Raw genomic sequence first — 22,628 nt, forward strand, 5'->3', positions numbered from 1 at the left:
GACTTATCGGCTGCGAAGCCGCATCAGCATGGGCATGGCGACACCCACCCAGCGCAGCACGCGTTTGGGGCCCACCGCCACCGCGGTGGCAGCAGCTACGGCCACCGCAACCGGATGCAGGCGTGCAAAAACGGCCAAGCGTGAAACGAGGGAAGCGTCTGGCCCCAAGCCGGCCACCTGCTGGGCCTCGCGCGCTGCCGCTACCGCTTGGGCGCGCCGGGCTCTGCGCTCACGCAGGCGCAGGCGCTGCGCGGCAATGCGATCGAGCACCTGCTGCTGCTCCGCATTGGCCGCCACGGCAGGGGGGGTGCTGGCGGCGGTCATAGGCGTTCCTTGATGTCTTGCCAGTCTCGGCCCAGTTCCTGGCGCGTCAGCGCAAAACCATTGCCTGCCTTGCGCGCCGTAGACCATAGTGCCGCAACCGCTGCAGCCCACAGCAGCACCCAAAGCCCAGCCACTGACCAAGCGGCGGTGATGCGTTCGGGTGTCTCCCAAAAATGCACCATGATGGCCCCAGAGAGCACGGTCAGCGTCACCACCGTCAAAGCGGCAGCCGCAATGGTCAGCCCCACGATCAGGGCCAGGCTGCGCCTGTAGTCGCGCAACTCCAGCCGGAACAGCGTGGTTCTGTCCTCTACCGCAATCGCCGCCTCAATGGCGTGGGCACGCCAGCGGTCCACGAAGGCACCAAGGCCTAAAAGCGCTAACCAATCCATGGGTTTTCCTGCAAGCGGTGCAGCGCTTAGCGGCGCGAGAGCAGAAAGCCGATCACAGCACCTACCGCCAGCGCGGCGCCTGCGACTTGCCAAGGCTCGTCGTGCGCGTAGCGATCGGCTGCAAGGGCAGCGTCCTTGGCCTGGCGCGCTGCTTCCTGCGCCGCGCGCACGGTCGAGTCACGCACCATCTGCATGCCATCGTCCAGGCGTTGGCGCAGCGCGCGAATCTCGGGCACGCTGTCGAGGTCGCGGTTGGAAATCAGACCGCGCAGGTCGGACACGAGTTTTTCAAGCTCGTGCTGGGTGCTGGAGAGTGTGTCGGATGCGGAATGTGCCATGGCGTGCCCTTTCTTGAATAAAAACCGTGCTGATCGGCCTTGTAACCCTCACCGATGCTTGTCGTCCCATCTTAGCGATGAATGGGCGCAGCGCCAGCCGATTGCGTCACTGTCTGACAGGTGAGGCCTACCAGCTCTTACACAAAACCGCGACATGCTCGCCAATCGCCAGGGCACTGGTCAAGCCAGGCGACTCGATGCCAAAGAGGTTGACGAGCCCCGCGACACCATGCACCTGGGGCCCCTGAATAACGAAGTCGCTGCACACCGAAGCGCCGAATGCAATTTTCGGCCGTATGCCGGCGTACGCAGGCGCCAGGCTGTTGTCCGGAAGTGCCGGCCAGTATTTGCGAATTTCGGCGTAGAAAGCATCGCCACGCCGCACATCCACTGCCAGGTCGTCCGGCGCGTCCACCCATTGCACGTCCGGCCCGAACCGGGCCTGTCCACCCAGGTCCAGGGTGAGGTGCACGCCCAACCCTGCTGCTTCCGGCACCGGGTAGATGAGGCGTGAAAACGGCGCCCGGCCGCTCAAGGAAAAGTAGTTGCCTTTGGCGTAGCGCGGCGTGGGAATGTGCTCTGGCGCCAAGCCTTCAAAGTGCTGCGCCAGCAACGGCGCCGACAAACCGGCGGCGTTCACGAGGATGCGCGCCTGCACCTGCGTGCCGTCAGCCGCTCTCAAAGTTAGAGCATTCTTCGCTTGCTGAACATGCGCTAGAGCCGTATTTGTTACTAAAAATCCACCGTGGCGCTCCACGTCGCCCTGCAGCGCCAACATCAGACCATGGCTGTCCACAATGCCCGTGGAAGGCGAGAGCAGCGCCGCTTCGCAGGCCAGCGCGGGCTCGAGCGCTCGCGCCTGCGCGGCATCGAGCCATTGCAGATCGCGCACGCCATTTGCCTGCGCCTGCAAGTTGGCCGCTTCGAGAGCGGGCAATTGACTGGCCGACGTGGCAACAATGAGTTTGCCAGTCCGGCGGTGCTCTACGCCGTGGCGGTCGCAAAAGGCCACCAGCAACGCGCGCCCGCGCACACACAGTTGCGCCTTGAGCGAGTCGGTGGCGTAGTAAATGCCGGCATGCACCACCTCGCTGCTACGGGAACTGGTGCCGGTGCCAATGGCAGGCGCGGCCTCCAGCACCAGCACCTCACGCCCCTGCATGGCCAGCGCACGCGCCACCGCCAGGCCCACGACGCCCGCCCCCACGACCACGCACTCCACCTGTTCACTCACCCGGAAACCCCCTGCGGCGCGAGCCCGCTCATGCGGCTCATGCGGCGCCGGCAACCGCCTCAAACCCATTCACCACGCACAGCGCGTTGTGACCAAGTTCGGCAGCGGCATAACCGCCTTCGAGCACAAAGACGGTGGGCAGCCCCAAGCGCGCCAGCCGCTCGCCAAGCCGCACGAAATCGCCCGCTGTCAGCGCAAAGTGCGAAATCGGGTCGCCTTCAAAGGTATCGAGCCCGAGCGACACCACGAGCGCAGTGGCCCCCCATTTGCCGAGGCGTTTGCAGGCAATCTCCAGCGCCTCGAACCAGGCGGCAACGCTGCTGCCTGCCGGCAGCGGCAGGTTGAGGTTGCAGCCAGCGCCCTCGCCTTCCCCCGTCTCGTCCGCATAGCCCAGGTAAAACGGGTATTCAGTCAGCGGGTCGCCGTGGATGCTTGCAAAAAAGACGTCCGAGCGCTCGTAGAAGATGCTTTGCGTGCCATTGCCATGGTGGTAGTCCACGTCCAGCACCGCCACGCGCTCAAACTCAAGGTTGCGCAACGTCTGCGCAGCGATGGCGGCATTGTTGAGAAAGCAGTAGCCCCCCATGAAGTCACGCCCGGCATGGTGGCCCGGCGGGCGCGACACACAGAATGCGGCGCGCGCACCTTGCGCCACGGCATGCGCCGCGCTGGCCGCCACATCCACCCCCTCACGCGCGGCCGCCCAGGTGCCGTGCGCCAGCGGCGAGCCGTTGTCCATCGAGTACAGGCCGAGCCGCGCAACGAAGTTGACCGGCTCGATATCGCTGCGCAGGCTGCGCACCGGCCAGACCGAAGGGAAAGGCTGGCGCTGCTCATTCTGAGGGTCCAGCGAGAGCCACTGCGACCAGGCGGTGCGCAGGAAATCGAGGTAGCGGTCACCGTGAATCTGCGCCAGCGCGCTGGCACCGTCCTGGTCAGGCTCGCGCAGCTCGTGGCCGGCGCCTTGCAAGGCGGAGAGCACAAAGTCGGCGCGCGCCGGGGTTTCGAAGCACGCGACCTTGTCGCCACGAAAAATTTCGTGCGCGGGTGCGTGGCCGGCGTGCAGGGGGTTCCAGTAGGCAATCATGGGCACATTGTGGCGCGGCCACAGGCGGCAGCCCAGTGGGCCCGCATTCGCCGCGTGCGTGCGCCAAAAAAAAAGCACCGGGAGTTTCCTCACGGCGCTTTTAATGGGTTTTCTGGTGGGCGATGCAAGTTTCGAACTTGCGACCCCTGCAGTGTGAATGCAGTGCTCTACCCCTGAGCTAATCGCCCTGATTGCGTTTGCTATCAGCCCGCTATTATGGCACAGCTTTAGGTGGCTAAATCCATTTTCCAGACTGTTTTTCCACCACTGGCTTTGTCAATCTCGGCCAGCACCGCCTGATGCGCCGTGAGCTCGCCCTCGCTCGCGGGAACCACGCGCAAGCTGAGCGTGCGCAGGTCGAACGCGGCCACGTGGAACTCGCTGCCTGGCGTGCTGTCTTCGGCGATCAGCAAGGCCTCTTGGCCACGCGTTAGGTTGATGTACACGTCGGCCAGCAGCTCGGCATCAAGCAGCGCACCGTGCAGGGTGCGGCTGGAGTTGTCCACGCCCAGGCGGTCGCACAGGGCGTCGAGCGAGTTGCGTTTGCCGGGGTACAGCTCCTTGGCCATGGCGAGGGTGTCGGTGACGCTCTCGACATGGGCCGCAAAAGGCGGCAGGCCGGCGAGTTCGAGTTCCTTGTTCAGGAAGCTGACGTCGAACGCCGCGTTGTGGATGATGACTTCAGCACCGCGCACGTAGTCGAGGAATTCCGCAGCCACGGCCTCAAAGCGCGGCTTGTCGCGCAAAAACTCGTTGCTGATGCCGTGGACCTTGAGTGCGTCTTCATGGCTGTCGCGGCCGGGGTTCAGGTAATAGTGGAAATGGTGCCCGGTCAGCTTGCGGTTGAGCAGCTCGACGCAGCCGATCTCGATGACGCGGTCGCCCGCCTCGGCCGAGAGGCCCGTGGTTTCGGTGTCGAGGATGATTTGCCGGCTCATGGTTGCGCCCTCGCCTGGTCCATCAGTGGTTTTCCTTGGCGTGGTTGATGGAATATTTGGGAATCTCCACCGTCACGTCGCTTGCCGCCAGAATGGCCTGGCACGAGAGGCGCGACTGCGGCTCCAGCCCCCAGGCGCGGTCGAGCAGGTCTTCTTCTTCTTCCTCGGCATCGTTGAGCGAGCTGTAGCCGGCGCGCACCACCACATGGCAGGTGGTGCAGGCGCAGCTCATGTCGCAGGCATGCTCGATGTTGATGTGGTTCTCCAGCAGGGCCTCGCAGATGCTGGTGCCGGCGGGCGCCGTGATCTCGGCGCCGTTCGGGCAGTATTCCGGGTGCGGCAGGACTTTGATGACGGGCATGAATCGGGTCTCGGTGGTCAAAGGGTGTCAATGCGCTTGCCGGCGAGCGCATCGTGGATGCTGCGGTTCATGCGCTCGGCGGCGAAGGCTTCGGTGCTTGCGGCCAGGGCCTGGGTGGCGGCTTCGATGGCGGCAGCATCACTGCCTGCGCGGGCGGTGTCGAGCTGGCGCCTACAGACGTCGATGTTGGCGCGCTCGGGCGGCTCCAGCAGATCGCCGTCCACAGCGAGTGCGCTGGCCGTGGCCGCCAGCAGGCGCTCGGCGTCCACCCGCGCCTCGGCGACGGCACGGGCGCGCATGTCCTCGGATGCCGTGGCAAAACCTTCTTGCAGCATGCGGGTGATTTCTTCGTCGCTGAGGCCGTACGAGGGCTTCACATCGATGCGCGCTTCAACCCCGCTGGTCTGTTCGCGTGCGTTCACGCTCAGCAGGCCGTCGGCGTCCACGGTGAAGGTAACGCGGATGCGCGCCGCGCCGGCCGTCATGGGCGGAATACCGCGCAGTTCAAAGCGCGCCAGGCTGCGGCAATCCTGCACCAGGTCGCGCTCGCCCTGCACGACGTGGATCGCCAGCGCGGTCTGCCCATCCTTGAAGGTGGTGAAGTCCTGCGCCTTGGCGGTGGGAATGGTTTCGTTGCGCGAAATGATGCGCTCGACCAGACCGCCCATGGTCTCCAGGCCCAGGGAGAGCGGAATCACGTCGAGCAGCAGCAGGTCTTCGGCGCCCGCGTTTCCGGCCAACTGGTTGGCCTGGACAGCGGCGCCCAGCGCCACGACTTCGTCTGGGTTCAGGTTGGTGAGCGGCTGCTGGCCAAAGAAATCGGCCACCGCACGCTGCACCTGGGGCATGCGCGTGGCGCCGCCGACCATGACGACGCCCTTGACGTCGGCGGGAGTGAGCCGCGCGTCGCGCAGCACGCGGCGGACCACGGCCAGGCTGCGGGCGGTGAGCGGCGCAGTGGCCGCGTCAAACTCTGAAAGTTTGACGTCAAAATGCACGCTAGCGCTTGATAGGTCTGCGTTGAATGCTGCAATATTGCTAGCAGTCAGGGCCTCTTTGCACTGCCTGGCGGCCACGCGGGCGGCGCCTTTGTCGGAAGGGCTGGCGAGCAAGGTACCGGTCTGCGCCAGCACCCAATCGGCCAGGGCGGCGTCGTAATCGTCGCCGCCCAGGGCCGAATCACCGCCCGTGGCCAGCACTTCGAACACACCCTGGGCGAGGCGAAGAATGGAAATGTCGAAAGTGCCGCCGCCCAGGTCGTACACGGCGTAGACGCCTTCGCTGGCGTTGTCGAGGCCGTAAGCAATGGCTGCCGCCGTGGGTTCGTTGATGAGGCGCAGCACGTCGATGCCGGCCAGGCGCGCGGCATCCTTGGTGGCTTGGCGCTGCGCATCGTCGAAATAGGCTGGCACGGTGATCACCGCGCCGTACAGCTCGTCGTCAAAGCTGTCTTCGGCACGCTGGCGCAGCGTGGCCAGGATTTCCGCGCTCACCTCCACGGGCGACTTGGCGCCCTGGGCGGTGGCAATGCGCAGCATGCCTGCCGAAGGCCCGCCACTGGCGGTATCCGCCTCTTCGCCGTGCTCCAGCGCGTAGGGCAACTTGTCCACCGCCGCAATATCGCCCCGGCCGCGCCCCATGAAGCGCTTGACCGAGGCAATGGTGTTGGCGGCATCCTGCTGCAAAAAGGGGACGGCGTCATAGCCGATCTGGCGCCCGCCGGCTTCGGGATAGCGCACGACAGAGGGCAGCAGCACCCTGCCCTGTGCGTCGGGCAGGCAATCGGCCACGCCATTGCGCACCGCCGCCACCAGGGAATGCGTGGTGCCCAAGTCAATGCCTACCGCCAAGCGCCGTTGGTGGGGCTTGGGGGATTGGCCGGGTTCGGAGATCTGCAGCAGCGCCATGGAATCCTGTCGTGATCGAAAACGCCGGGGCCACCGCATACGAAGCGGCCTGCCGGGCAACCGCCTATTGTCCCAGTTGATCGGCGCGTTGCTCCACGCTGCGCGCAAAACGCGCAAGGAACATGAGGGCTCTGACCTGCTGCGCGGCCCCGACATGGTCGTGCGCTTCGTCGAGCAAGGCGGCGCACCGTGCCAGCGCATCGCGCTCGGCGTTCTTGACCACCAGGCCCAGGGCATCGATCTGCTGCGCGTCATGGGCGTCGTCCAGTGCCTCGCGCCACTCCATCTGCTGCATCAGGAATTGTGTCGGCATGGACGTGTTGTCTTCGGCCCGTACCGGCGCCCCACCGAGCTCGCACAGATAGGCGGCGCGGGCGAGCGGATCCTTGAGCCTCTGGTACGCCTCGTTGATGCGCACCGACCACTGCATGGCCACGCGCTGCGCGGCGGCGCCCTCGGACGCAAAGCGGTCTGGGTGGGCCTGGCGCTGCAGTTCCTTCCAGCGCGCGTCGAGTTGCGCCCGCTCCTGGGCGAAGCGGCGCTCCACGCCAAACAGTTCGAAATCGTCGGATTGGAGGTTCATGCCCGCGTATTGCTGTGTTCGTATGGGTCGCTGGCCAACGCCTGGGGCGTGACCCCCAACCAGCGACCACCGCGCAAGGGCCGCCCCGCAGCGCCGGTGGTGTCCCCCTTCCCGGCGAAGCCGAGAGAAGGGGGAAGCGGCAAAGCCGCTCAGGGGGTTGTCCGAATCAAACCCTGAAGCTCTCGCCGCAGCCGCAGCGGTCGCGCTCGTTGGGGTTGCTGAATTTAAAACCTTCGTTCAGACCTTCGCGGACGAAATCGAGTTCGGTGCCGTCCAGGTAGGCCAGGCTCTTGGGGTCGATCAGCAGCTTGACGCCATGGTTTTCAAACACCACGTCTTCGGGCGCCGCTTCATCGACGTATTCAAGCTGGTAGGCCAGGCCCGAGCAGCCGCTGGTCTTCACGCCCAGGCGAACGCCCAGCCCCTTGCCGCGTCGCTCCATATAGCGGCTCACGTGGCGGGCCGCTGCTTCGGTCAGGGTGATGGCCATGGCGTTCTCAGGCATTTGCGGCAGCGGCCACGCCGTGCTTGGCCTTGTAGTCGCTGACGGCGGCCTTGATGGCATCTTCCGCCAGGATGGAGCAATGGATCTTCACCGGTGGCAAAGCCAGCTCCTGCGCGATTTCGCTGTTCTTGAGGGCCGCCGCTTCGTCCAGCGTCTTGCCCTTGACCCACTCGGTCACCAGCGACGACGAAGCAATGGCGGAGCCACAGCCATAGGTCTTGAAGCGTGCGTCTTCGATCACGCCGGTGTCGGCGTTCACTTTGATCTGCAGCTTCATCACGTCGCCGCAGGCCGGGGCGCCAACCATGCCGGTACCCACCGATTCGTCGCCCTTGTCGAACGAGCCCACGTTGCGCGGGTTTTCGTAATGGTCGATTACTTTTTCTGAATAAGCCATGGTGTGCTCCTTGCAAAATCCGGTTTCAGTGGGCAGCCCACTGGATGGTGCTGATGTCGATGCCGTCCTGGTACATCTCCCAGAGCGGGCTGAGTTCACGCAGGCGCGCCACGTTTTCGCGAATGGTCGAGATCGCGTAGTCGATCTCTTCTTCGGTGGTGAAGCGCCCGATGGTCATGCGCAGGCTGCTGTGCGCCAATTCGTCGCTGCGGCCCAGGGCCCGCAGCACGTAGCTCGGCTCCAGGCTGGCCGAGGTGCAAGCCGAACCGGACGACACGGCCAGGCCCTTGATGCCCATGATCAGCGATTCACCTTCGACAAAATTGAAACTGATGTTCAGGTTCTGCGGCACGCGGCGTTCGAGACTGCCGTTGATGAAGACCTGTTCAATATCTTTCAGGCCATCGAGCAGGCGCTTTTGCAGCACCCGCGCCTTGGCGTTCACCTCGTCCATTTCGAGCTTGATGATGCGAAACGCTTCGCCCATGCCGACGATCTGGTGCGTGGGCAAGGTGCCCGAGCGCATGCCACGCTCGTGACCGCCGCCGTGAATCTGCGCTTCCAGACGCACCCGGGGCTTGCGGCGCACGTAGAGCGCACCTACACCCTTGGGGCCGTAGGTTTTGTGCGCCGTCATGCTCATCAGGTCGATTGGCAGACTCTTGATGTCAATCTCCACGCGGCCCGTGGCCTGCGCGGCATCGACATGCAGCAGGGTTCCGTTCTCGCGGCAGATGGCGCCAATGGCGGCCACATCCTGGATCACGCCGATTTCGTTGTTGACGAACAGCACGCTCACCAGCACTGTGTCGGGCCGCAGCGCGGCCTTGAAGGCATCGAGGTTGATCAGGCCGTCTTCCTGTACGTCGAGGTAAGTGACCTCAAAGCCCTGACGCTCGAGCTCGCGCATGGTGTCGAGCACGGCCTTGTGCTCGGTTTTCCAGGTGATGAGGTGCTTGCCCTTGCCTTTGTAGAACTGCGCCGCGCCCTTGAGGGCCAGGTTGATGGATTCGGTGGCGCCGCTGGTCCAGACGATTTCGCGCGGGTCGGCACCGATCAGGTCGGCCACCTGGCCGCGGGCACATTCCACCGCTTCTTCGGCTTCCCAGCCCCAGGCGTGGCTGCGGGAGGCGGCATTGCCAAAATGCTCGCGCAGCCACGGGATCATGGCGTCGACCACGCGCGGGTCCACCGGCGTGGTGGCACCGTAGTCAAGGTATATCGGGAAGTGCGGGGTCATGTCCATGGCTGGCTCGTTCAATAAGGCGGGCTGGCAGGTAGTGCGACGTTGCGAGCTTGCAGCAAAAAGCTGGCGTGCGCCTTGCAACGCGCCGCCACCCGTGCCGCATCAGGGTCTTCAGGATTTGGCGAACACGTTGCCCAGGGCAAATACCGAATTGGGCGCGTTCACGCGAATCGGCTTGATCACCGGCTGGGTGGAGATGGCGCGGCGCAAAACAGGCTTGTCCTCAATCTGCAAACCTTTGGCGAGCTGCTCATCGACCAGCTTTTGCAGGCTGACCGAGGCCAGAAAATCGACCATGCGCTGGTTCAGCGTGGCCCACAGATCGTGGGTCATGCAGCGGCCGGCCTCACCCAGACAGTTTTCCTTGCCACCGCACTGGGTCGCATCCATGGGTTCGTCCACGGACACAATGATGTCAGCCACCGTGATGTCGCCAGCCGTGCGCGCCAGGGTGTAGCCGCCGCCGGGACCACGCGTCGATTCGACCAGCTCGTGGCGGCGCAGTTTGCCAAACAGTTGCTCCAGGTAGGACAGCGAAATGCGCTGGCGCTGGCTGATGGCGGCCAGGGTAACGGGACCATTGCCCTGGCGCAGGGCCAGATCGATCATGGCGGTTACAGCAAACCGGCCCTTGGTGGTAAGACGCATCGCAAGCTCCTTGTGCTTTGGGTTCCATGTGACAGGCTGCACACAGTGCGAGGCCGCCACCCGTTCTCCGTCTTGTCTGCCTGGGGAAAGGCACCCTTTTTCGGGAACAGAGAAAACCCGACTAAGTTGTGTGAGTATAGCACAAAGTCAGATCAAATTTGTCGGATATTCGAACGAACAGTCACAAGACAGCCGTTTGCGTATGAATAGCCTTTCATGATGCGGGGAAAGGCACGAGGTGGTCACCACCGTGCGCGCCAAAGGCCGCATCCTTGAGCGTTGCCAACTGGTCACGCACGCGTGCTGCCTGCTCGAACTCGAGATTGCGGGCGTGCTCCAGCATCTGCTTTTCCAGGCGCTTGATCTCGCGCGCAATGTCCTTCTCGCTCATGTCCTCAATGCGCGCTTTCTCGACCGCGCCCTGCTCCAGACGCTCGGCTTCCTTGCCGGATTTTTCGCTGTACACGCCATCGATCAGGTCGCGCACCTGCTTGACGATGCTGCGCGGCGTAATGCCGCGCTCCAGGTTGTGCGCCACCTGCTTCTCGCGCCGGCGCTGGGTTTCGCCCATGGCACGCTCCATGGAATCGGTCACCCGGTCGGCGTACAAAATGGCCGTCCCCGCCACATTGCGTGCGGCGCGGCCAATGGTCTGGATAAGGCTGCGCTCGGATCGCAAAAAGCCCTCCTTGTCCGCATCCAGAATGGCCACCAGAGAGACCTCGGGGATGTCCAACCCCTCGCGCAGCAGGTTGATGCCCACCAGCACATCAAACGCGCCCAGGCGCAGGTCGCGAATGATCTCGACCCGCTCCACCGTGTCCACGTCGGAATGCAGGTAGCGCACCTTCACGCCGTTGTCGCTTAAATAGTCGGTCAGTTGCTCGGCCATGCGCTTGGTGAGCGTCGTGATGAGCACACGCTCGTTCTTTTGCACGCGGATGTGAATTTCCTGCAGCACATCGTCCACCTGGTTGGTGGCCGAGCGCACCTGCACTTCGGGGTCCACCAGCCCGGTGGGCCGAACCAACTGCTCGACCACCTGGCCGGCGTGCTGCTTTTCGTAGTCGGCGGGCGTGGCCGAAACGAAGATGGCCTGGCGCATGCGCCGCTCGAATTCCTCGAACTTCAGCGGCCGGTTGTCGAGCGCGCTGGGCAGTCGAAAGCCGTATTCCACCAGCGTCGTCTTGCGCGAGCGGTCGCCGTTGTACATGGCGTTGAGCTGGCCTATCATCTGGTGGCTCTCGTCGAGGAACATCAGCGCGTCGGGCGGCAGGTAGTCGGTCAGCGTACTCGGCGGGTCGCCCGGTTTTGATCCCGAGAGATGGCGCGAGTAGTTCTCGATGCCTTTGCAGTGCCCGACTTCGCTGAGCATTTCCAGATCAAAGCGGGTGCGCTGCTCCAGCCGCTGGGCTTCCACCAGCTTGCCATCGCCCACCAGCTGCTTCAGGCGCTCCGCCAGTTCCAGCTTGATCGCGTCCACAGCCAACAGCACCTGGTCGCGCGGCGTGACGTAGTGGCTGCTGGGGTAGACGGTGAAGCGCGGAATGTTCTGGCGCACGCGGCCGGTGAGCGGGTCGAAAAGCTGCAGACTCTCCACCTCGTCGTCGAACAGCTCGATGCGAATCGCCAGCTCGGAATGCTCGGCTGGAAACACGTCGATGGTGTCGCCGCGCACCCGAAACGTGCCGCGCGCGAAATCGGTATCGTTGCGCTGGTACTGCATGCGCACCAGTTGGGCGATGGCGTCGCGCTGACCGAGCTTGTCGCCCGTGCGCAGCGTCATCACCATGCGGTGGTAGCTCTCGGGGTTGCCGATGCCGTAGATGGCCGACACGGTGGCCACGATGACCACGTCGCGCCGCTCCAGGATGCTTTTGGTGCACGAGAGCCGCATCTGCTCGATGTGCTCGTTGATGGCGCTGTCCTTTTCGATGAACAGGTCGCGCTGCGGCACGTAGGCCTCGGGCTGGTAGTAGTCGTAGTAACTGACGAAATACTCCACCGCGTTGTGCGGGAAGAATTCGCGGAACTCCGAATACAGCTGCGCCGCCAGCGTCTTGTTGGGCGCGAACACGATGGCCGGCCGGCCGAGGCGGGCGATGACGTTGGCCATGGTGAAAGTCTTGCCCGAGCCGGTCACGCCCAGCAGAGTCTGGAACACCTCGCCGTCGCGCACGCCTTCGACGAGCTGGTCAATGGCTTCGGGCTGGTCGCCCGCCGGCGGGTACGGCTGGTACAGCTCGAACGGCGAGCCAGGAAAACGCAGAAATTCGCCCGTGGCGGGCTCAGAAGTGACTTCGTGCATAGGGTGAGCGTAGGGGATGGGCCACTGGAGCAAGAACAGGTTCTAAAATTCGGGTTTGCCCGAAGCCACAAAGCGTAGCCGAGTCGCCCATCTGAGGTCGGGCAGCCCAATTTCCACCCTTCGAGGACTTTTCATGTCTCTGTTTTCCGCTGTCGAAATGGCGCCCCGCGACCCCATTCTGGGTCTGAACGAACAATTCAACGCCGATACCAACCCCAAGAAGGTCAATCTGGGCGTCGGCGTGTACTTCGACGACAACGGCAAACTTCCGCTCCTGCAATGCGTGCAAGCGGCCGAGCAGAAGATGATGGCCAAGCCCACGGCGCGCGGCTACCTGCCCATCGACGGCATCGTGGCGTACGACAACGCCGTCAAGGCGCTGGTGTTCGGGGCAGACAGCGAGCCCGTGAAAAGCGGCCGCGTAGCCACCGTGCAGGCCATTGGCGGCACTGGCGGTCTGAAGATCGGCGCCGACTTCCTGAAGAAGCTCAGCCCGAATGCCAAGGTGCTCATCTCGGACCCGAGCTGGGAAAACCACCGCGCATTGTTCACCAACGCCGGTTTTGAAGTCGGGACCTACGCCTACTACGACGCGGAAAAACGCGGCGTGAACTTTGGCGGCATGCTCGCCAGCCTGAAGGCCGCCGCACCCGGCACCATCGTGGTGCTGCACGCCTGCTGCCACAACCCCACGGGCTACGACATCACCGCCGCGCAGTGGGACCAGGTCATCGAAGTGCTCAAGGCCGGCAAACTCACGCCCTTCCTGGACATGGCCTACCAGGGCTTTGGCCACGGCATTGCCGAGGACGGCGCGGTGATCGGCAAATTCGTGGCGTCTGGCATGAACTTCTTTGTCTCCACCTCGTTCTCCAAGAGCTTCAGCCTGTACGGCGAGCGCGTGGGCGGCCTCTCGGTGCTGTGCCAGGACAAGGAAGAAGCCGGCCGCGTGCTGAGCCAGCTCAAAATCGTCATCCGCACCAACTACAGCAACCCACCCACCCACGGCGGCGCCGTGGTGGCCGCCGTGCTGAGCGACCCGGAACTGCGCGCGCTGTGGGAAAAGGAACTGGGCGAGATGCGCGTGCGCATCAAAGCCATGCGCCAGAAGCTGGTTGACGGCCTGAAGGCTGCCGGCGTGAAACAGGATATGTCCTTCATCACCAGCCAGATTGGCATGTTCAGCTACTCGGGCCTGTCCAAAGACCAGATGGTGCGCCTGCGCAACGAGTTTGGCGTGTATGGCACGGACACCGGCCGCATGTGCGTGGCGGCGCTCAACAGCCAAAACATCGACTACGTCTGCGCGTCGATTGCCAAGGTCATGTAATGCCTTCCGGGGGTGCGCAGCACCCTGGGAATTGCCAGCCGCCTACGGGCGGCTTTTTGTTGAAAAGTTTTGGTGTTTTTGGCCTCTAGCGCTTTACCAGTAAGCGCAAACAGCTATTATTTGAATAGTAATTTCTAGCCGACACATGACCCAACAGGGCTCCATCGTCCGCTGGGACGCCACGCACGCGCTGGGCTTCATTCGCAGCGGCGATTGCGCTGGTGACGTGTTCTTCCACCTGCACGCCTGCAAGGGCGCCGCCTACAACACCCGCAGCAGCGACAGCAGGCGCATCCCCCGCCAGCCGCGCGGGTCAACGCCAGGGCAAAGCGCCCTCGCCTGCCACCGTCGCTTCCCTGGCCTATGGCCTGATGGTGGGTTGGTTCATGCACCCAGCCCAAAGCGCTGGCGCATCGCGCCCATCAGCGCTTCCTCACCAATATCCTTGCGCGCCTGCATCAGCGCCTTGGCGTCCTCGCCGACCACGTAGCGCACTTGCCCGCTGCCATCCGTGGCGGCGTCGTACAGCGCCTGCGCCAGCTGTTCGGCTGTCGAGGCATTGCTGGTGCCACGATTGGCGGCAAACACGGCCATCACCTTGCGAATCGAGTCTGCGTAGGGGCCGCCGTCCCCCTCGAAGGTGCGCACCAGCGAGCGACCCGAAAAATCGGTCGCCACCGCGCCGGGCGCGAACCCCTTCACCCGTATGCCCAGTGGCGCCAGTTCGTGGCTGAGCGATTCTGAAAAACCCACCACCGCAAACTTGGACGCTGCATACAGCGAGTACAGCGGCATCGCCACCAGACCCGTGAGCGACGCCACGTTGATGATGACGCCGCTGGCGCGCTCGCGCATGTACGGCAGCACGGCGCGCGTCACCGCAAATACGCCGAACACGTTGGTCTGGAACTGGCGCTCGATCACCTCTGGCGTGGCGCTCTCGAACGGGCCGAACAGGCCGTAGCCGGCGTTGTTGATCAGCACGTCGATCTGCCCGAAGCGCTCCACCGCCTGGACCACCGCCGCCTCGACGGATTTTTGATCGGTCACATCGAGCGCAAAGGTCGCCACCTTGCCCGCGCCGTCCTCGAAGTGGGCGCTGGCCGGGTTGCGCAGTGTCGCGGCGACGTTCCAACCCTGCGCAGCAAAGTGCTGCACCGCAGCCGCACCAATGCCCGAGGAACAGCCTGTGATCAAAACCGTGGAAGCCATGGATGAATCTCCGATGCGGTTAAACAGCGGGGGCAAGTATGCGCGTGTCGAGCGCAGGGTGCACGCCGAGGTCCTTCGCAAATCAAAACCACGGGCACACGGCGACACGGGGCTTCAGCCAGCAGGACTGCCCTTTGAAATCTCAGACAGCGCATTCAAGGCGATGCTGAACAAGCCACCGCGATGGCGCGCGCCATACATCGGGATGGGAGGCAAGGCGCAAACCGCAGCCATAGCCGCAGCGATGGCCAGGATTGGCAACGCCGCAGACCGCCCGAAGTACGGATCCGCGGCCAGGGCAGCGAACTGCCGCTGCCGGGCGCGACCAAGGCCATGTGGGTGCGTGGCCCACACACCGCCTCAGGTGCGTGCGTGGCTCAGTGCCCACGCGGCCTGCTGCACCGCCTGCGCGTCGTTTTGTAACACGCCCAGGCGGCGCTGCAGCCAGGACAGCCTGTCCTGATCGGGCGCTGCCAACGGCAGCGTATCCAGACCGTCTGACCAGGAGTTGGAAACGGGTGCTGCCGCGCTGCCGCCGGCCACCTCGGTGTGGGTCACCGCCGGGTCGGCCAACAGACGGGCCAAGGCGCGATGGGTTTGGGCCAGACTGTCGGTCAACGCCGATCCGGCACCGGCCACCCAGGGCCCAGCCAGGCTCAGCCGCACCAGCGACAGGTGCGCCATCAGCCGCTGGCCGCGGTCGAGCAGGCTCAGCACCTGAGCCGTGGGCAGGCGCTCGCTGCGGGGCTCGGCGGCGCTGCGCTGGGCGGCGGCGGCCAGCGCGCCCAGCGCGTCGTAGGCGCGCCGGCGCGCCAGGCGCTGGTCCACTTGATCCGGCCCTGGCGCGCCCAGCACCGCCAGCGCATAGTGGAACAGCGCCTGCCGTGCCTGGTTGACCAAGCGCGGCAGTTGGCGCCGCTCCCAGGACGGCAATACATAGCTGAACAGCCAGGCCAAGGCCGCACCCAGCACCGTATCGGCCACCCGTTCGGTCACGGCCAGGCCGCCGGCCGGGTACATCAGGTGGGCCTGCAGCAGCGCCATCACGGTGGCGGCAATGGCGGTAACCAAGTAGCGGCGCACCACGAAGGCATGGGCAGTGCCCACAGCCAGCAAAAACACCAGCGCCTGCCACGGCTCTGCGGGAAGGCGGGCCAGGCCCACCACCAGCAGGCAACCCAGCAGCGTGCCGCCGACCCGCTGGTTGCGCCGTGCCAGGGTTTGCGCCAGGTTGCCGCGCAGCACCACCGCCACACTCAGCACCAGCCAATGCGGGTGGGCAGACCAGGGCAGCACCTGCGCCAGCGCATAGGCACAGCCAAACGCCAGGCCGGTGCGCAGCGCATGCCGCAGCACCGGTGAATGGCCACTGAACTGGGCCTTCAGCGCAGACAGCGGCCAGTCGCTGGGGGCCACGAAGCGGCGCAGCTGCTCGGCCGACAGCACCGCGGATGGAGGCGGTCCCTGCAGAGCGTCGTGCACCTGTTGCACAACGCGGCGCAGGGCCTGCAGCCGCAGCTGCAGCACGGGCACCAGGCGCGCCCGTGGGTCATGCTCGGGCCAGGCCACACTGCTGCCTGGCGCCTGCAGCGCGTCCCGCGCGGCTGGGTCCGCGCCCGTGGCTGGTGCAGAGCCGGGCTGCCCCAGGCGCAGAGTGCTGGCGGCTTGCGACAGCTGGTCGGCCAGCCGGCCCAGGGCTTGGGCCATCTCGGCCATGGTCTGGCGACCGGGTGCGTCGTGGCCGATCAGGTCGAGGTCCAGGCGCACCGCCAGCAGCATGTCACGCAGCTCGATGGTGTACACCAGCACGGCGGACAGCCGCTGGTAGTGCGCTGCCCTGGGTGCGGCAAACACCAGGTCGCGCGCCGCCTGCAACAGGTCGGCCAGCTCGGCTTCCTGCTGGACCCATCGCCAGGCTGCGCGGGCCGGGTCGTCGGCGCCCGGCTGGGCCGGGGCGGCTGCGCTGGCGCGCCAGACTTCGGCCCGGGCCTGCAACAAAGCGGCCGAGGCCTGCAGCGCCGATGCCACCGCCAGCGTGCGCCAGCGCGGCTGCATCAGCCAACCCGTCGCGACAGCCCACAGCCCGTACAGCACCGCGCCCACGGCTTGCCAGCCCAGCATCCTTACCGGCGGTACGCTGCCCGCTGGTGAGGCCAGCGTGAAGACCATCGCCAGCACTGGCGCAAACGCCACGGCGCCGGCCCGCAGGCCCCAGGACATCACCATCATCGCCAGTGCACCGCCCAGTGCCAGCGCCAGGCCCAGCACCACCGGTGATGGCTGGGCCAGGAGCACCAGGGCGGTGCCGGCCAGTGCGGCCAGCGCGCCAGCCAGCAGCTGGCGCCAAGCCCTGACCATGGGCACCGGCGCGTCGGCCAGGCTGGTGCACACCGCACCGGTCAGGGCCAGACCGGCGGCACCGGCGCCCGCGGCTGCGCCCACCGTACCATGCACCATCGCCACCCCCGCGGCGACCAGCGCGCCGTTGAGCAGGTAGGTGGGCAGGCGCATCAGCAGCTGCGGGGCACGGGCCATGGGTTGTGGGGCCCCGTCAGGGGCGCGTTGAAGGATGCGAGGCCCGAATTGTCACCCAGCGGGAGGCCAAGCGCAGGCCGGTTCTGACGCAGATCACGGCGCCAGACAGTACCCGCGAGCGCCTGAGCTGCTTGTGCAAGATGCCCTGGCAAATGGGGTGGGTACGCACGCCGTGGCACCACAACCAGACCACCCTTGGAAGGAGACGCTGCTCGGCGACCCACATCAACCAATGCCAGGGACAGGACGCTATCGAACCAATAGCTTCCAGCGCTTTCCTACTGGGCGATAGCCTGCGACAGGGCAGAAATTTTGCCATCGCTGCCCATGCTCTCGATCTGCACACCGAAGCCCCACAGCCGCGCCACGTGCTTGAGGACTTCCGCGGTGTCGTCGGCCAGAGGACGGCCGTGGTACTGCGTGTGGCGCAGCGTCAGGCTTCGGTCGCCGCGCAGATTGACGTTCCAGACCTGGATATCGGGCTCGCGCGTTCCCAGGTCATACTGCTGCGACAGCGTCTGGCGCAAGGTGTGGTAGCCCGCTTCATCGTGGATGGCACTGACCACCAGGTCGGGCGCGCTGGCATCGTCGTGCAGAGCGAACAGGCGCATCTCGCGCATCAGGTGGGGGCTTAAAAATTGGCCCACGAAGCTCTCGTCCTTGAAGTTGCGCATGGCGCCATCCAGGGCGGGTAGCCAGGGGGTTCCGGCAAGGTCGGGAAACCAGCGCCGGTCTTCATCGCTAGGGTTCTGGCAAATGCGCTGGATATCGCGGTACATGGCAAAACCCAGCGCATAGGGGTTGATGCCGCTATAGGCACGGTGGCCCACGGGAGGCTGGTAGATGACGTTGGTGTGCGAGCCCAGCCACTCGATCATCACGCCATCGCTCAAGTACCCATCGTCGTACAAGGTGTTGAGGATGGTGTAGTGCCAGAAAGTGGCCCAGCCTTCGTTCATGACCTGCGTCTGGCGCTGGGGGTAGAAATACTGCGCTATCTTGCGCACGATACGCACAATCTCACGCTGCCAGGGCTCCAATAACGGCGCGTTCTTTTCAATGAAGTACAGGATGTTTTCCTGCGGCTCTTTGGGGAAGCGATCAAGCTCCTGGGCCGCAGTGTCCTTGCCAGCGGGGGTGGGCAAGGTGCGCCAGAGTTCGTTGACCTGCTGCTGCGCGTAGGCTTCGCGCCGCTCGCGCTCCAGCCGTTCGTGTGCCAGGTTCTTTTTTGAAGGCCTGCGGTAGCGATCCACGCCATAGTTGGCCAGGGCGTGCGAGGAGTCGAGCAACTGCTCCACGGCATCCAGGCCGTAGCGCTCCTCGCACTTGGCCACATAGTCCTTGGCATACACCAGGTAGTCGATGATGCTGGAGGCGTCCGTCCACATGCGAAACAGGTAGTTGCCCTTGAAGAAACTGTTGTGTCCGTAGGCGGCGTGGGCGATGACCAGGGCCTGCATCGCCGTGGTGTTCTCCTCCATCAGGTAGCTGATGCAGGGGTTGGCGTTGATCACCATCTCGTACGCCAGCCCCATGTGGCCGCGCCGGTAACGCCGCTCGGTGGCCAGGAATTCCTTGCCATAGCTCCAATGGCGGTAGTTCACCGGCATGCCTACGCTGGAGTAGGCGTCCATCATCTGCTCGGCAGTGATGATTTCCAGCTGATTGGGGTAGGTATCGAGGCCAAAGCGTTCTGCCGTGGCCGCAATGGCGCTGTGGTAGCGCTCTATCAGCTCGAAGGTCCAGTCGCTGGGATCGGGCAGCGTCTGCGCCGGGCGTGCACCTGCTGGCAGTGGCTCCTTGGGAACCCCGCTATGGCGGCGTTCGCCTACCTGGGCGGCTTTCCAGGGGTTGTCGCTGCTGCGTCGTTCGAGTACCGGGTACTGCACCATGTTCATGCCGGCACCCCTTCTTTCTTGAACAGGTCGCGAAATACCGGGTATATCTCGCCGGATTCAGAGACCTTTCGCATGGCAAAGTTGCCAAACAAGGGCAGAAGCTGACTGTATTCGTGCCAAAGGTTTTGCTCTTCCTGGGCCACCTGCACGTACGCAAAATAGCGCACCAATGGCAGGATGTTTTCTGCCAGAAGCTTGCGGCAGTTGCCGCTATCCGCGGGGAAGTTGTCGCCATCGCTGGCCTGTGCCACGTAGATATTCCAGTCGCCCGCAGGATAGCGATCCTGGATGATCTGGTCCAGCAACACCAGGGCGCTGCTGACCACCGTGCCTCCGCTTTCAGTGGAGTGGAAAAATTCGTCTTCGCTCACCTCGCCTGCCTGCGTATGGTGGCGGATGAAAACGATGTCAATTTTCTCGTAGTGCCGTGTCAGGAACAGGTACAGCAGAATGAAGAACCGTTTGGCCAGATCCTTGCGCTCCTGGTCCATGGATCCGGATACGTCCATCAGACAGAACATCACCGCCCGGCTGATGGGCACCGGTACTTTTGTGCGTGCCCGAAAGCGCAGGTCGATGGGATCAAGGAAAGGCGTTTTGGCGATGCGCTGTTTGAGCCACTCCATGCGCCGCTGCAGCTCGGCCACAGCCTCGCTGGTGCCATCGTCCTGTGCGAGCAAGCCTTCGAGCTGCGCCTGCAGCGCTTGCAGTTCTCGGTGCGGTGCTTTGGTCAATGCAATGCGCCGCCCAAGGGCGCCGCGCATGGTGCGCACCACGGCCAGGTTGTGGGGCGTGCCATCCTGGCTGTAACCGGCACGGCGCCACTTCCACTGCGGCGTCTCGCCGATGTGCGTACGCAGAAGACGCGGCAAGGCCAAGTCCTCAAAAAAGAGCTGCATGAACTCTTCCTTGGACAGGGTGAAGGTGAAGTCGTCCTCACCGCCCTCGCTGTCACTGGCCTGCGAGCCTCGGCCGCCTTCACCCCCCTGGGGCCGTGCAATGCGGTCACCGCTCACATACTCGGTGTTCCCGGGGTGCACCGCATCCCGGATACCCCCCTGGCCGTGGCGAAACACCGGCTCGCTGATGTCTTTCCTGGGAATGGTGATGTTCTCCGCCTGCTCGATGTGGCGAATGTCACGCTCGGACACCGCACGGCGCACCGCTTCAACAATTTGCTGCTTGTAGCGGCGGACAAAGCGCTCACGGTTGCCCACCGACTTGTTCTTGCCGGCGAGCCTGCGATCGATGATTTGGAATGCCATCTGCTTGCCTTCACGCATGCACGAACGTTCCCGCTGGAAGCGCCCGTAGTGTGTCAACTGCTCTTGCGTACGCGCAAATACCATTCGCACAGCAGCCGCACCTGCTTGGCGGTGTAGCCCTTGTCCACCATGCGGGTGACGAAATCCTCGTGCTTGCGCGCGTCCTCGGCGCTGGCCTTGGCGTTGAAGCTGATGACAGGCAGCAGTTCCTCGGTGTTGGAGAACATCTTCTTCTCGATCACCAAGCGCAACTTTTCGTAGCTGGTCCAACTCGGGTTCTTGCCCTGGTTGTTGGCGCGCGCGCGCAGCACGAAGTTGACGATCTCGTTGCGAAAATCCTTGGGGTTGGCAATGCCAGCGGGTTTTTCTATTTTTTCCAACTCGGCATTGAGCGCGTTGCGGTCGAAGACCTCGCCGGTGTCGGTATCGCGGTACTCGCTGTCCTGGATCCAGTAGTCGGCGTAGGTGACGTAGCGGTCAAAAATATTCTGCCCGTACTCGCTGTAGCTCTCCAGGTAGGCTGTCTGGATTTCCTTGCCGATGAACTCGGCATAGCGCGGGGCTAGGTATTCCTTGATGTAGCTGGTGTATTTGGTCTCCAGCTCGGCGGGAAACTGCTCACGCTGGATCTGCTGCTCCAGCACATGCATCAAATGCACCGGGTTGGCGGCCACTTCGGTACTGTCGTAATTGAACACCTTGGACAGTATCTTGAAGGCAAAGCGGGTGGAAATGCCCGTCATACCCTCATCCACGCCGGCATAGTCACGGTACTCCTGGTAGCTCTTGGCACGCGGGTCGGTGTCCTTGAGGTTCTTGCCGTCGTACACCTGCATCTTGCTGAAAATGCTGGAATTTTCCGGCTCCTTCAGGCGCGTGAGGACCGCGAACTGCGCCATCATCTTGAGCGTGCCCGGCGCGCACATGGCATGGCCCAGCGAAGATTCGCGGATCAGCTTTTCGTAGATCTTGACTTCCTGGCTCACCCGCAGGCAATAAGGCACCTTGACAATGTAGATGCGATCCAGGAAGGCCTCGTTGTTCTTGTTGTTGCGAAACGCCTTCCACTCGCTCTCGTTGCTGTGCGCCAACACGATGCCATCAAAAGGGATGGCACCAAAGCCCTCGGTTCCCTTGTAGTTGCCCTCTTGCGTAGCGGTGAGCAGCGGATGCAGCACCTTGATGGGCGCCTTGAACATCTCGACAAATTCGAGCAAGCCCTGGTTGGCCAGGCACAAGCCCCCTGAGTAGCTATAGGCGTCGGTGTCGTCCTGGGCAAAATTCTCCAGCTTGCGGATATCCACCTTGCCCACGAGGCTTGAGATGTCCTGGTTGTTCTCGTCGCCCGGCTCGGTCTTGGCCAGCGCCACCTGCTTGAGGATGCTGGGGTAGCGCTTGACGACGCGGAACTGCCGGATATCACCGCCAAATTCCTCCAGACGCTTGACGGCCCAGGGCGAGAGCACGCGCTGCAGATAGCGCCTGGGAATGCCGAACTGCTCTTCGAGTACCGGACCGTCCTCCAAGGGGTCGAAAAGACCCAGAGGCGATTCGTTGACCGGTGAGCCCTTGAGCGCATAGAAGGGCACCGTCTGCATCAGGTACTTGAGCCGCTCGGCGATGGAGCTTTTGCCTCCGCCCACGGGGCCCAGCAGGTACAGGATCTGCTTGCGCTCTTCGAGCCCCTGCGCCGCGTGGCGGAAGAAGCTCACCACCTGTTCGATGGCGTCTTCCATGCCATAGAACTCGGCAAAAGTGGGGTAGCGCCGAATGACCTTGTTGGCAAAGATGCGCGAGAGCTGTGGGTCGTCGCGCGTATCCACCATCTCAGGCTCGCCGATGGCGGCCAGCATGCGCTGCGCAGCAGTGGCGTAGACCATGGGTTCGCGTTGGCACTCGGCGAGGTACTCGTCGACCGACATCTCCTCTTCGCGCGATCGGGCATAGCGGGCAGCGAAGTTGCTGATGGCATCCATACGGCCTCCTGTGGCAGCACCCCTGGCAAGCCCGGCGGTGCCACCGAATTGCAATGGAAAAATGCTAGCGGCTCGGCCCTTTGTAGCACCTCACTGAGGCTTTGAACAGGGTAATTGTGGGCACAAGCAAGGCTATTTCTCGGC

The 22,628-nt window shown here is 64.1% G+C and carries 20 protein-coding genes and 1 tRNA gene; 1 reads left to right on the top strand and 20 read right to left on the bottom strand.

Going from position 1 to position 22,628, the window contains the following annotated elements; genetic code table 11:
* Positions 1-3 precede the first annotated feature (3 nt).
* From D3F03_RS02030 to uvrB, 15 genes are all read right to left on the bottom strand, one after another.
* Entirely contained in the window at positions 4-324 is a 321-nt protein-coding gene (locus tag D3F03_RS02030) for a hypothetical protein (RefSeq protein WP_119107693.1), read from the bottom strand.
* The gene (locus D3F03_RS02035; protein WP_119107694.1) at positions 321-716 is read right to left on the bottom strand and encodes a phage holin family protein; all 396 of its coding nucleotides are present in this window, start codon (positions 714-716) and stop codon (positions 321-323) included. The genes D3F03_RS02030 and D3F03_RS02035 overlap by 4 nt, the downstream gene beginning before the upstream one ends.
* Positions 717-742: 26 nt before the next feature.
* Complete coding sequence (locus D3F03_RS02040) at positions 743-1,054, bottom strand: DUF883 family protein (protein ID WP_119107695.1); 312 nt, start codon at positions 1,052-1,054, stop codon at positions 743-745.
* 127 nt (positions 1,055-1,181) lie between these two features.
* On the bottom strand, positions 1,182-2,288 hold the full coding sequence (locus D3F03_RS02045; RefSeq protein ID WP_119107696.1) for an NAD(P)/FAD-dependent oxidoreductase: 1,107 nt from the start codon (positions 2,286-2,288) through the stop codon (positions 1,182-1,184).
* A gap of 37 nt (positions 2,289-2,325) precedes the next feature.
* On the bottom strand, positions 2,326-3,375 hold the full coding sequence (locus tag D3F03_RS02050; protein ID WP_119108515.1) for a histone deacetylase family protein: 1,050 nt from the start codon (positions 3,373-3,375) through the stop codon (positions 2,326-2,328).
* A 113-nt stretch (positions 3,376-3,488) separates the two neighbouring features.
* Positions 3,489-3,563, bottom strand: a tRNA-Val gene (locus D3F03_RS02055).
* A 39-nt stretch (positions 3,564-3,602) separates the two neighbouring features.
* The gene (gene dnaQ, locus D3F03_RS02060) at positions 3,603-4,313 is read right to left on the bottom strand and encodes a DNA polymerase III subunit epsilon (RefSeq protein WP_119107697.1); all 711 of its coding nucleotides are present in this window, start codon (positions 4,311-4,313) and stop codon (positions 3,603-3,605) included.
* A 22-nt stretch (positions 4,314-4,335) separates the two neighbouring features.
* Complete coding sequence (gene fdx / locus D3F03_RS02065) at positions 4,336-4,674, bottom strand: ISC system 2Fe-2S type ferredoxin (protein ID WP_119107698.1); 339 nt, start codon at positions 4,672-4,674, stop codon at positions 4,336-4,338.
* Between the two features lie 17 nt (positions 4,675-4,691).
* Complete coding sequence (hscA, locus tag D3F03_RS02070; RefSeq protein WP_119107699.1) at positions 4,692-6,581, bottom strand: Fe-S protein assembly chaperone HscA; 1,890 nt, start codon at positions 6,579-6,581, stop codon at positions 4,692-4,694.
* A 64-nt stretch (positions 6,582-6,645) separates the two neighbouring features.
* The gene (gene hscB, locus D3F03_RS02075) at positions 6,646-7,164 is read right to left on the bottom strand and encodes a Fe-S protein assembly co-chaperone HscB (protein WP_119107700.1); all 519 of its coding nucleotides are present in this window, start codon (positions 7,162-7,164) and stop codon (positions 6,646-6,648) included.
* A gap of 166 nt (positions 7,165-7,330) precedes the next feature.
* The gene (gene iscA / locus D3F03_RS02080) at positions 7,331-7,654 is read right to left on the bottom strand and encodes an iron-sulfur cluster assembly protein IscA (protein WP_119108516.1); all 324 of its coding nucleotides are present in this window, start codon (positions 7,652-7,654) and stop codon (positions 7,331-7,333) included.
* A 7-nt stretch (positions 7,655-7,661) separates the two neighbouring features.
* Positions 7,662-8,066, bottom strand: a complete 405-nt coding sequence (gene iscU, locus D3F03_RS02085; RefSeq protein WP_119107701.1) for a Fe-S cluster assembly scaffold IscU — start codon at positions 8,064-8,066, stop codon at positions 7,662-7,664.
* A gap of 25 nt (positions 8,067-8,091) precedes the next feature.
* Positions 8,092-9,312: an IscS subfamily cysteine desulfurase gene (locus D3F03_RS02090; protein WP_119107702.1), complete on the bottom strand. Its 1,221-nt coding sequence runs from the start codon at positions 9,310-9,312 to the stop codon at positions 8,092-8,094.
* A 111-nt stretch (positions 9,313-9,423) separates the two neighbouring features.
* On the bottom strand, positions 9,424-9,960 hold the full coding sequence (locus D3F03_RS02095; protein ID WP_119107703.1) for a Fe-S cluster assembly transcription factor: 537 nt from the start codon (positions 9,958-9,960) through the stop codon (positions 9,424-9,426).
* 214 nt (positions 9,961-10,174) lie between these two features.
* Complete coding sequence (uvrB, locus tag D3F03_RS02100; RefSeq protein ID WP_119107704.1) at positions 10,175-12,268, bottom strand: excinuclease ABC subunit UvrB; 2,094 nt, start codon at positions 12,266-12,268, stop codon at positions 10,175-10,177.
* Between the two features lie 133 nt (positions 12,269-12,401).
* Between uvrB and D3F03_RS02105 the strand changes: the two genes are divergently transcribed.
* On the top strand, positions 12,402-13,598 hold the full coding sequence (locus D3F03_RS02105) for an amino acid aminotransferase (RefSeq protein ID WP_119107705.1): 1,197 nt from the start codon (positions 12,402-12,404) through the stop codon (positions 13,596-13,598).
* A 384-nt stretch (positions 13,599-13,982) separates the two neighbouring features.
* Here the strand turns inward: D3F03_RS02105 and D3F03_RS02110 are convergent, their stop codons facing one another.
* The 5 genes from D3F03_RS02110 to D3F03_RS02130 form a co-directional block, all read right to left on the bottom strand.
* Positions 13,983-14,810: an SDR family oxidoreductase gene (locus D3F03_RS02110; protein ID WP_119107706.1), complete on the bottom strand. Its 828-nt coding sequence runs from the start codon at positions 14,808-14,810 to the stop codon at positions 13,983-13,985.
* Positions 14,811-15,170: 360 nt separating this feature from the next.
* Positions 15,171-17,345 (bottom strand): FUSC family protein, encoded by a 2,175-nt coding sequence (locus tag D3F03_RS02115; RefSeq protein WP_119107707.1) that lies wholly within the window; start codon positions 17,343-17,345, stop codon positions 15,171-15,173.
* 278 nt (positions 17,346-17,623) lie between these two features.
* The gene (locus D3F03_RS02120; RefSeq protein WP_119107708.1) at positions 17,624-19,243 is read right to left on the bottom strand and encodes a SpoVR family protein; all 1,620 of its coding nucleotides are present in this window, start codon (positions 19,241-19,243) and stop codon (positions 17,624-17,626) included.
* On the bottom strand, positions 19,240-20,508 hold the full coding sequence (locus tag D3F03_RS02125; RefSeq protein WP_119108517.1) for a YeaH/YhbH family protein: 1,269 nt from the start codon (positions 20,506-20,508) through the stop codon (positions 19,240-19,242). Before D3F03_RS02125 ends, D3F03_RS02120 begins: the two co-directional genes overlap by 4 nt.
* Before the next feature lie 53 nt (positions 20,509-20,561).
* Positions 20,562-22,484 (bottom strand): PrkA family serine protein kinase, encoded by a 1,923-nt coding sequence (locus D3F03_RS02130; protein ID WP_119107709.1) that lies wholly within the window; start codon positions 22,482-22,484, stop codon positions 20,562-20,564.
* Between the last annotated feature and the right edge of the window lie 144 nt (positions 22,485-22,628).

This window comes from Simplicispira hankyongi, from assembly GCF_003570885.1.
Taxonomy (GTDB): Bacteria; Pseudomonadota; Gammaproteobacteria; order Burkholderiales; family Burkholderiaceae_C; genus Simplicispira; species Simplicispira hankyongi.

Bases quoted from the DNA above. Each gene is read 5' to 3' on its own strand.
- D3F03_RS02030 (WP_119107693.1), bottom strand. From the start codon at position 324: ATGACCGCCGCCAGCACCCCCCCTGCCGTGGCGGCCAATGCGGAGCAG.
- D3F03_RS02035 (WP_119107694.1), bottom strand. From the start codon at position 716: ATGGATTGGTTAGCGCTTTTAGGCCTTGGTGCCTTCGTGGACCGCTGG.
- D3F03_RS02040 (WP_119107695.1), bottom strand. From the start codon at position 1,054: ATGGCACATTCCGCATCCGACACACTCTCCAGCACCCAGCACGAGCTT.
- D3F03_RS02050 (WP_119108515.1), bottom strand. From the start codon at position 3,375: ATGATTGCCTACTGGAACCCCCTGCACGCCGGCCACGCACCCGCGCAC.
- dnaQ (WP_119107697.1), bottom strand. From the start codon at position 4,313: ATGAGCCGGCAAATCATCCTCGACACCGAAACCACGGGCCTCTCGGCC.
- fdx (WP_119107698.1), bottom strand. From the start codon at position 4,674: ATGCCCGTCATCAAAGTCCTGCCGCACCCGGAATACTGCCCGAACGGC.
- hscA (WP_119107699.1), bottom strand. From the start codon at position 6,581: ATGGCGCTGCTGCAGATCTCCGAACCCGGCCAATCCCCCAAGCCCCAC.
- hscB (WP_119107700.1), bottom strand. From the start codon at position 7,164: ATGAACCTCCAATCCGACGATTTCGAACTGTTTGGCGTGGAGCGCCGC.
- iscA (WP_119108516.1), bottom strand. From the start codon at position 7,654: ATGGCCATCACCCTGACCGAAGCAGCGGCCCGCCACGTGAGCCGCTAT.
- iscU (WP_119107701.1), bottom strand. From the start codon at position 8,066: ATGGCTTATTCAGAAAAAGTAATCGACCATTACGAAAACCCGCGCAAC.
- D3F03_RS02090 (WP_119107702.1), bottom strand. From the start codon at position 9,312: ATGGACATGACCCCGCACTTCCCGATATACCTTGACTACGGTGCCACC.
- D3F03_RS02095 (WP_119107703.1), bottom strand. From the start codon at position 9,960: ATGCGTCTTACCACCAAGGGCCGGTTTGCTGTAACCGCCATGATCGAT.
- uvrB (WP_119107704.1), bottom strand. From the start codon at position 12,268: ATGCACGAAGTCACTTCTGAGCCCGCCACGGGCGAATTTCTGCGTTTT.
- D3F03_RS02105 (WP_119107705.1), top strand. From the start codon at position 12,402: ATGTCTCTGTTTTCCGCTGTCGAAATGGCGCCCCGCGACCCCATTCTG.
- D3F03_RS02110 (WP_119107706.1), bottom strand. From the start codon at position 14,810: ATGGCTTCCACGGTTTTGATCACAGGCTGTTCCTCGGGCATTGGTGCG.
- D3F03_RS02115 (WP_119107707.1), bottom strand. From the start codon at position 17,345: ATGGCCCGTGCCCCGCAGCTGCTGATGCGCCTGCCCACCTACCTGCTC.
- D3F03_RS02120 (WP_119107708.1), bottom strand. From the start codon at position 19,243: ATGAACATGGTGCAGTACCCGGTACTCGAACGACGCAGCAGCGACAAC.
- D3F03_RS02125 (WP_119108517.1), bottom strand. From the start codon at position 20,508: ATGGCATTCCAAATCATCGATCGCAGGCTCGCCGGCAAGAACAAGTCG.
- D3F03_RS02130 (WP_119107709.1), bottom strand. From the start codon at position 22,484: ATGGATGCCATCAGCAACTTCGCTGCCCGCTATGCCCGATCGCGCGAA.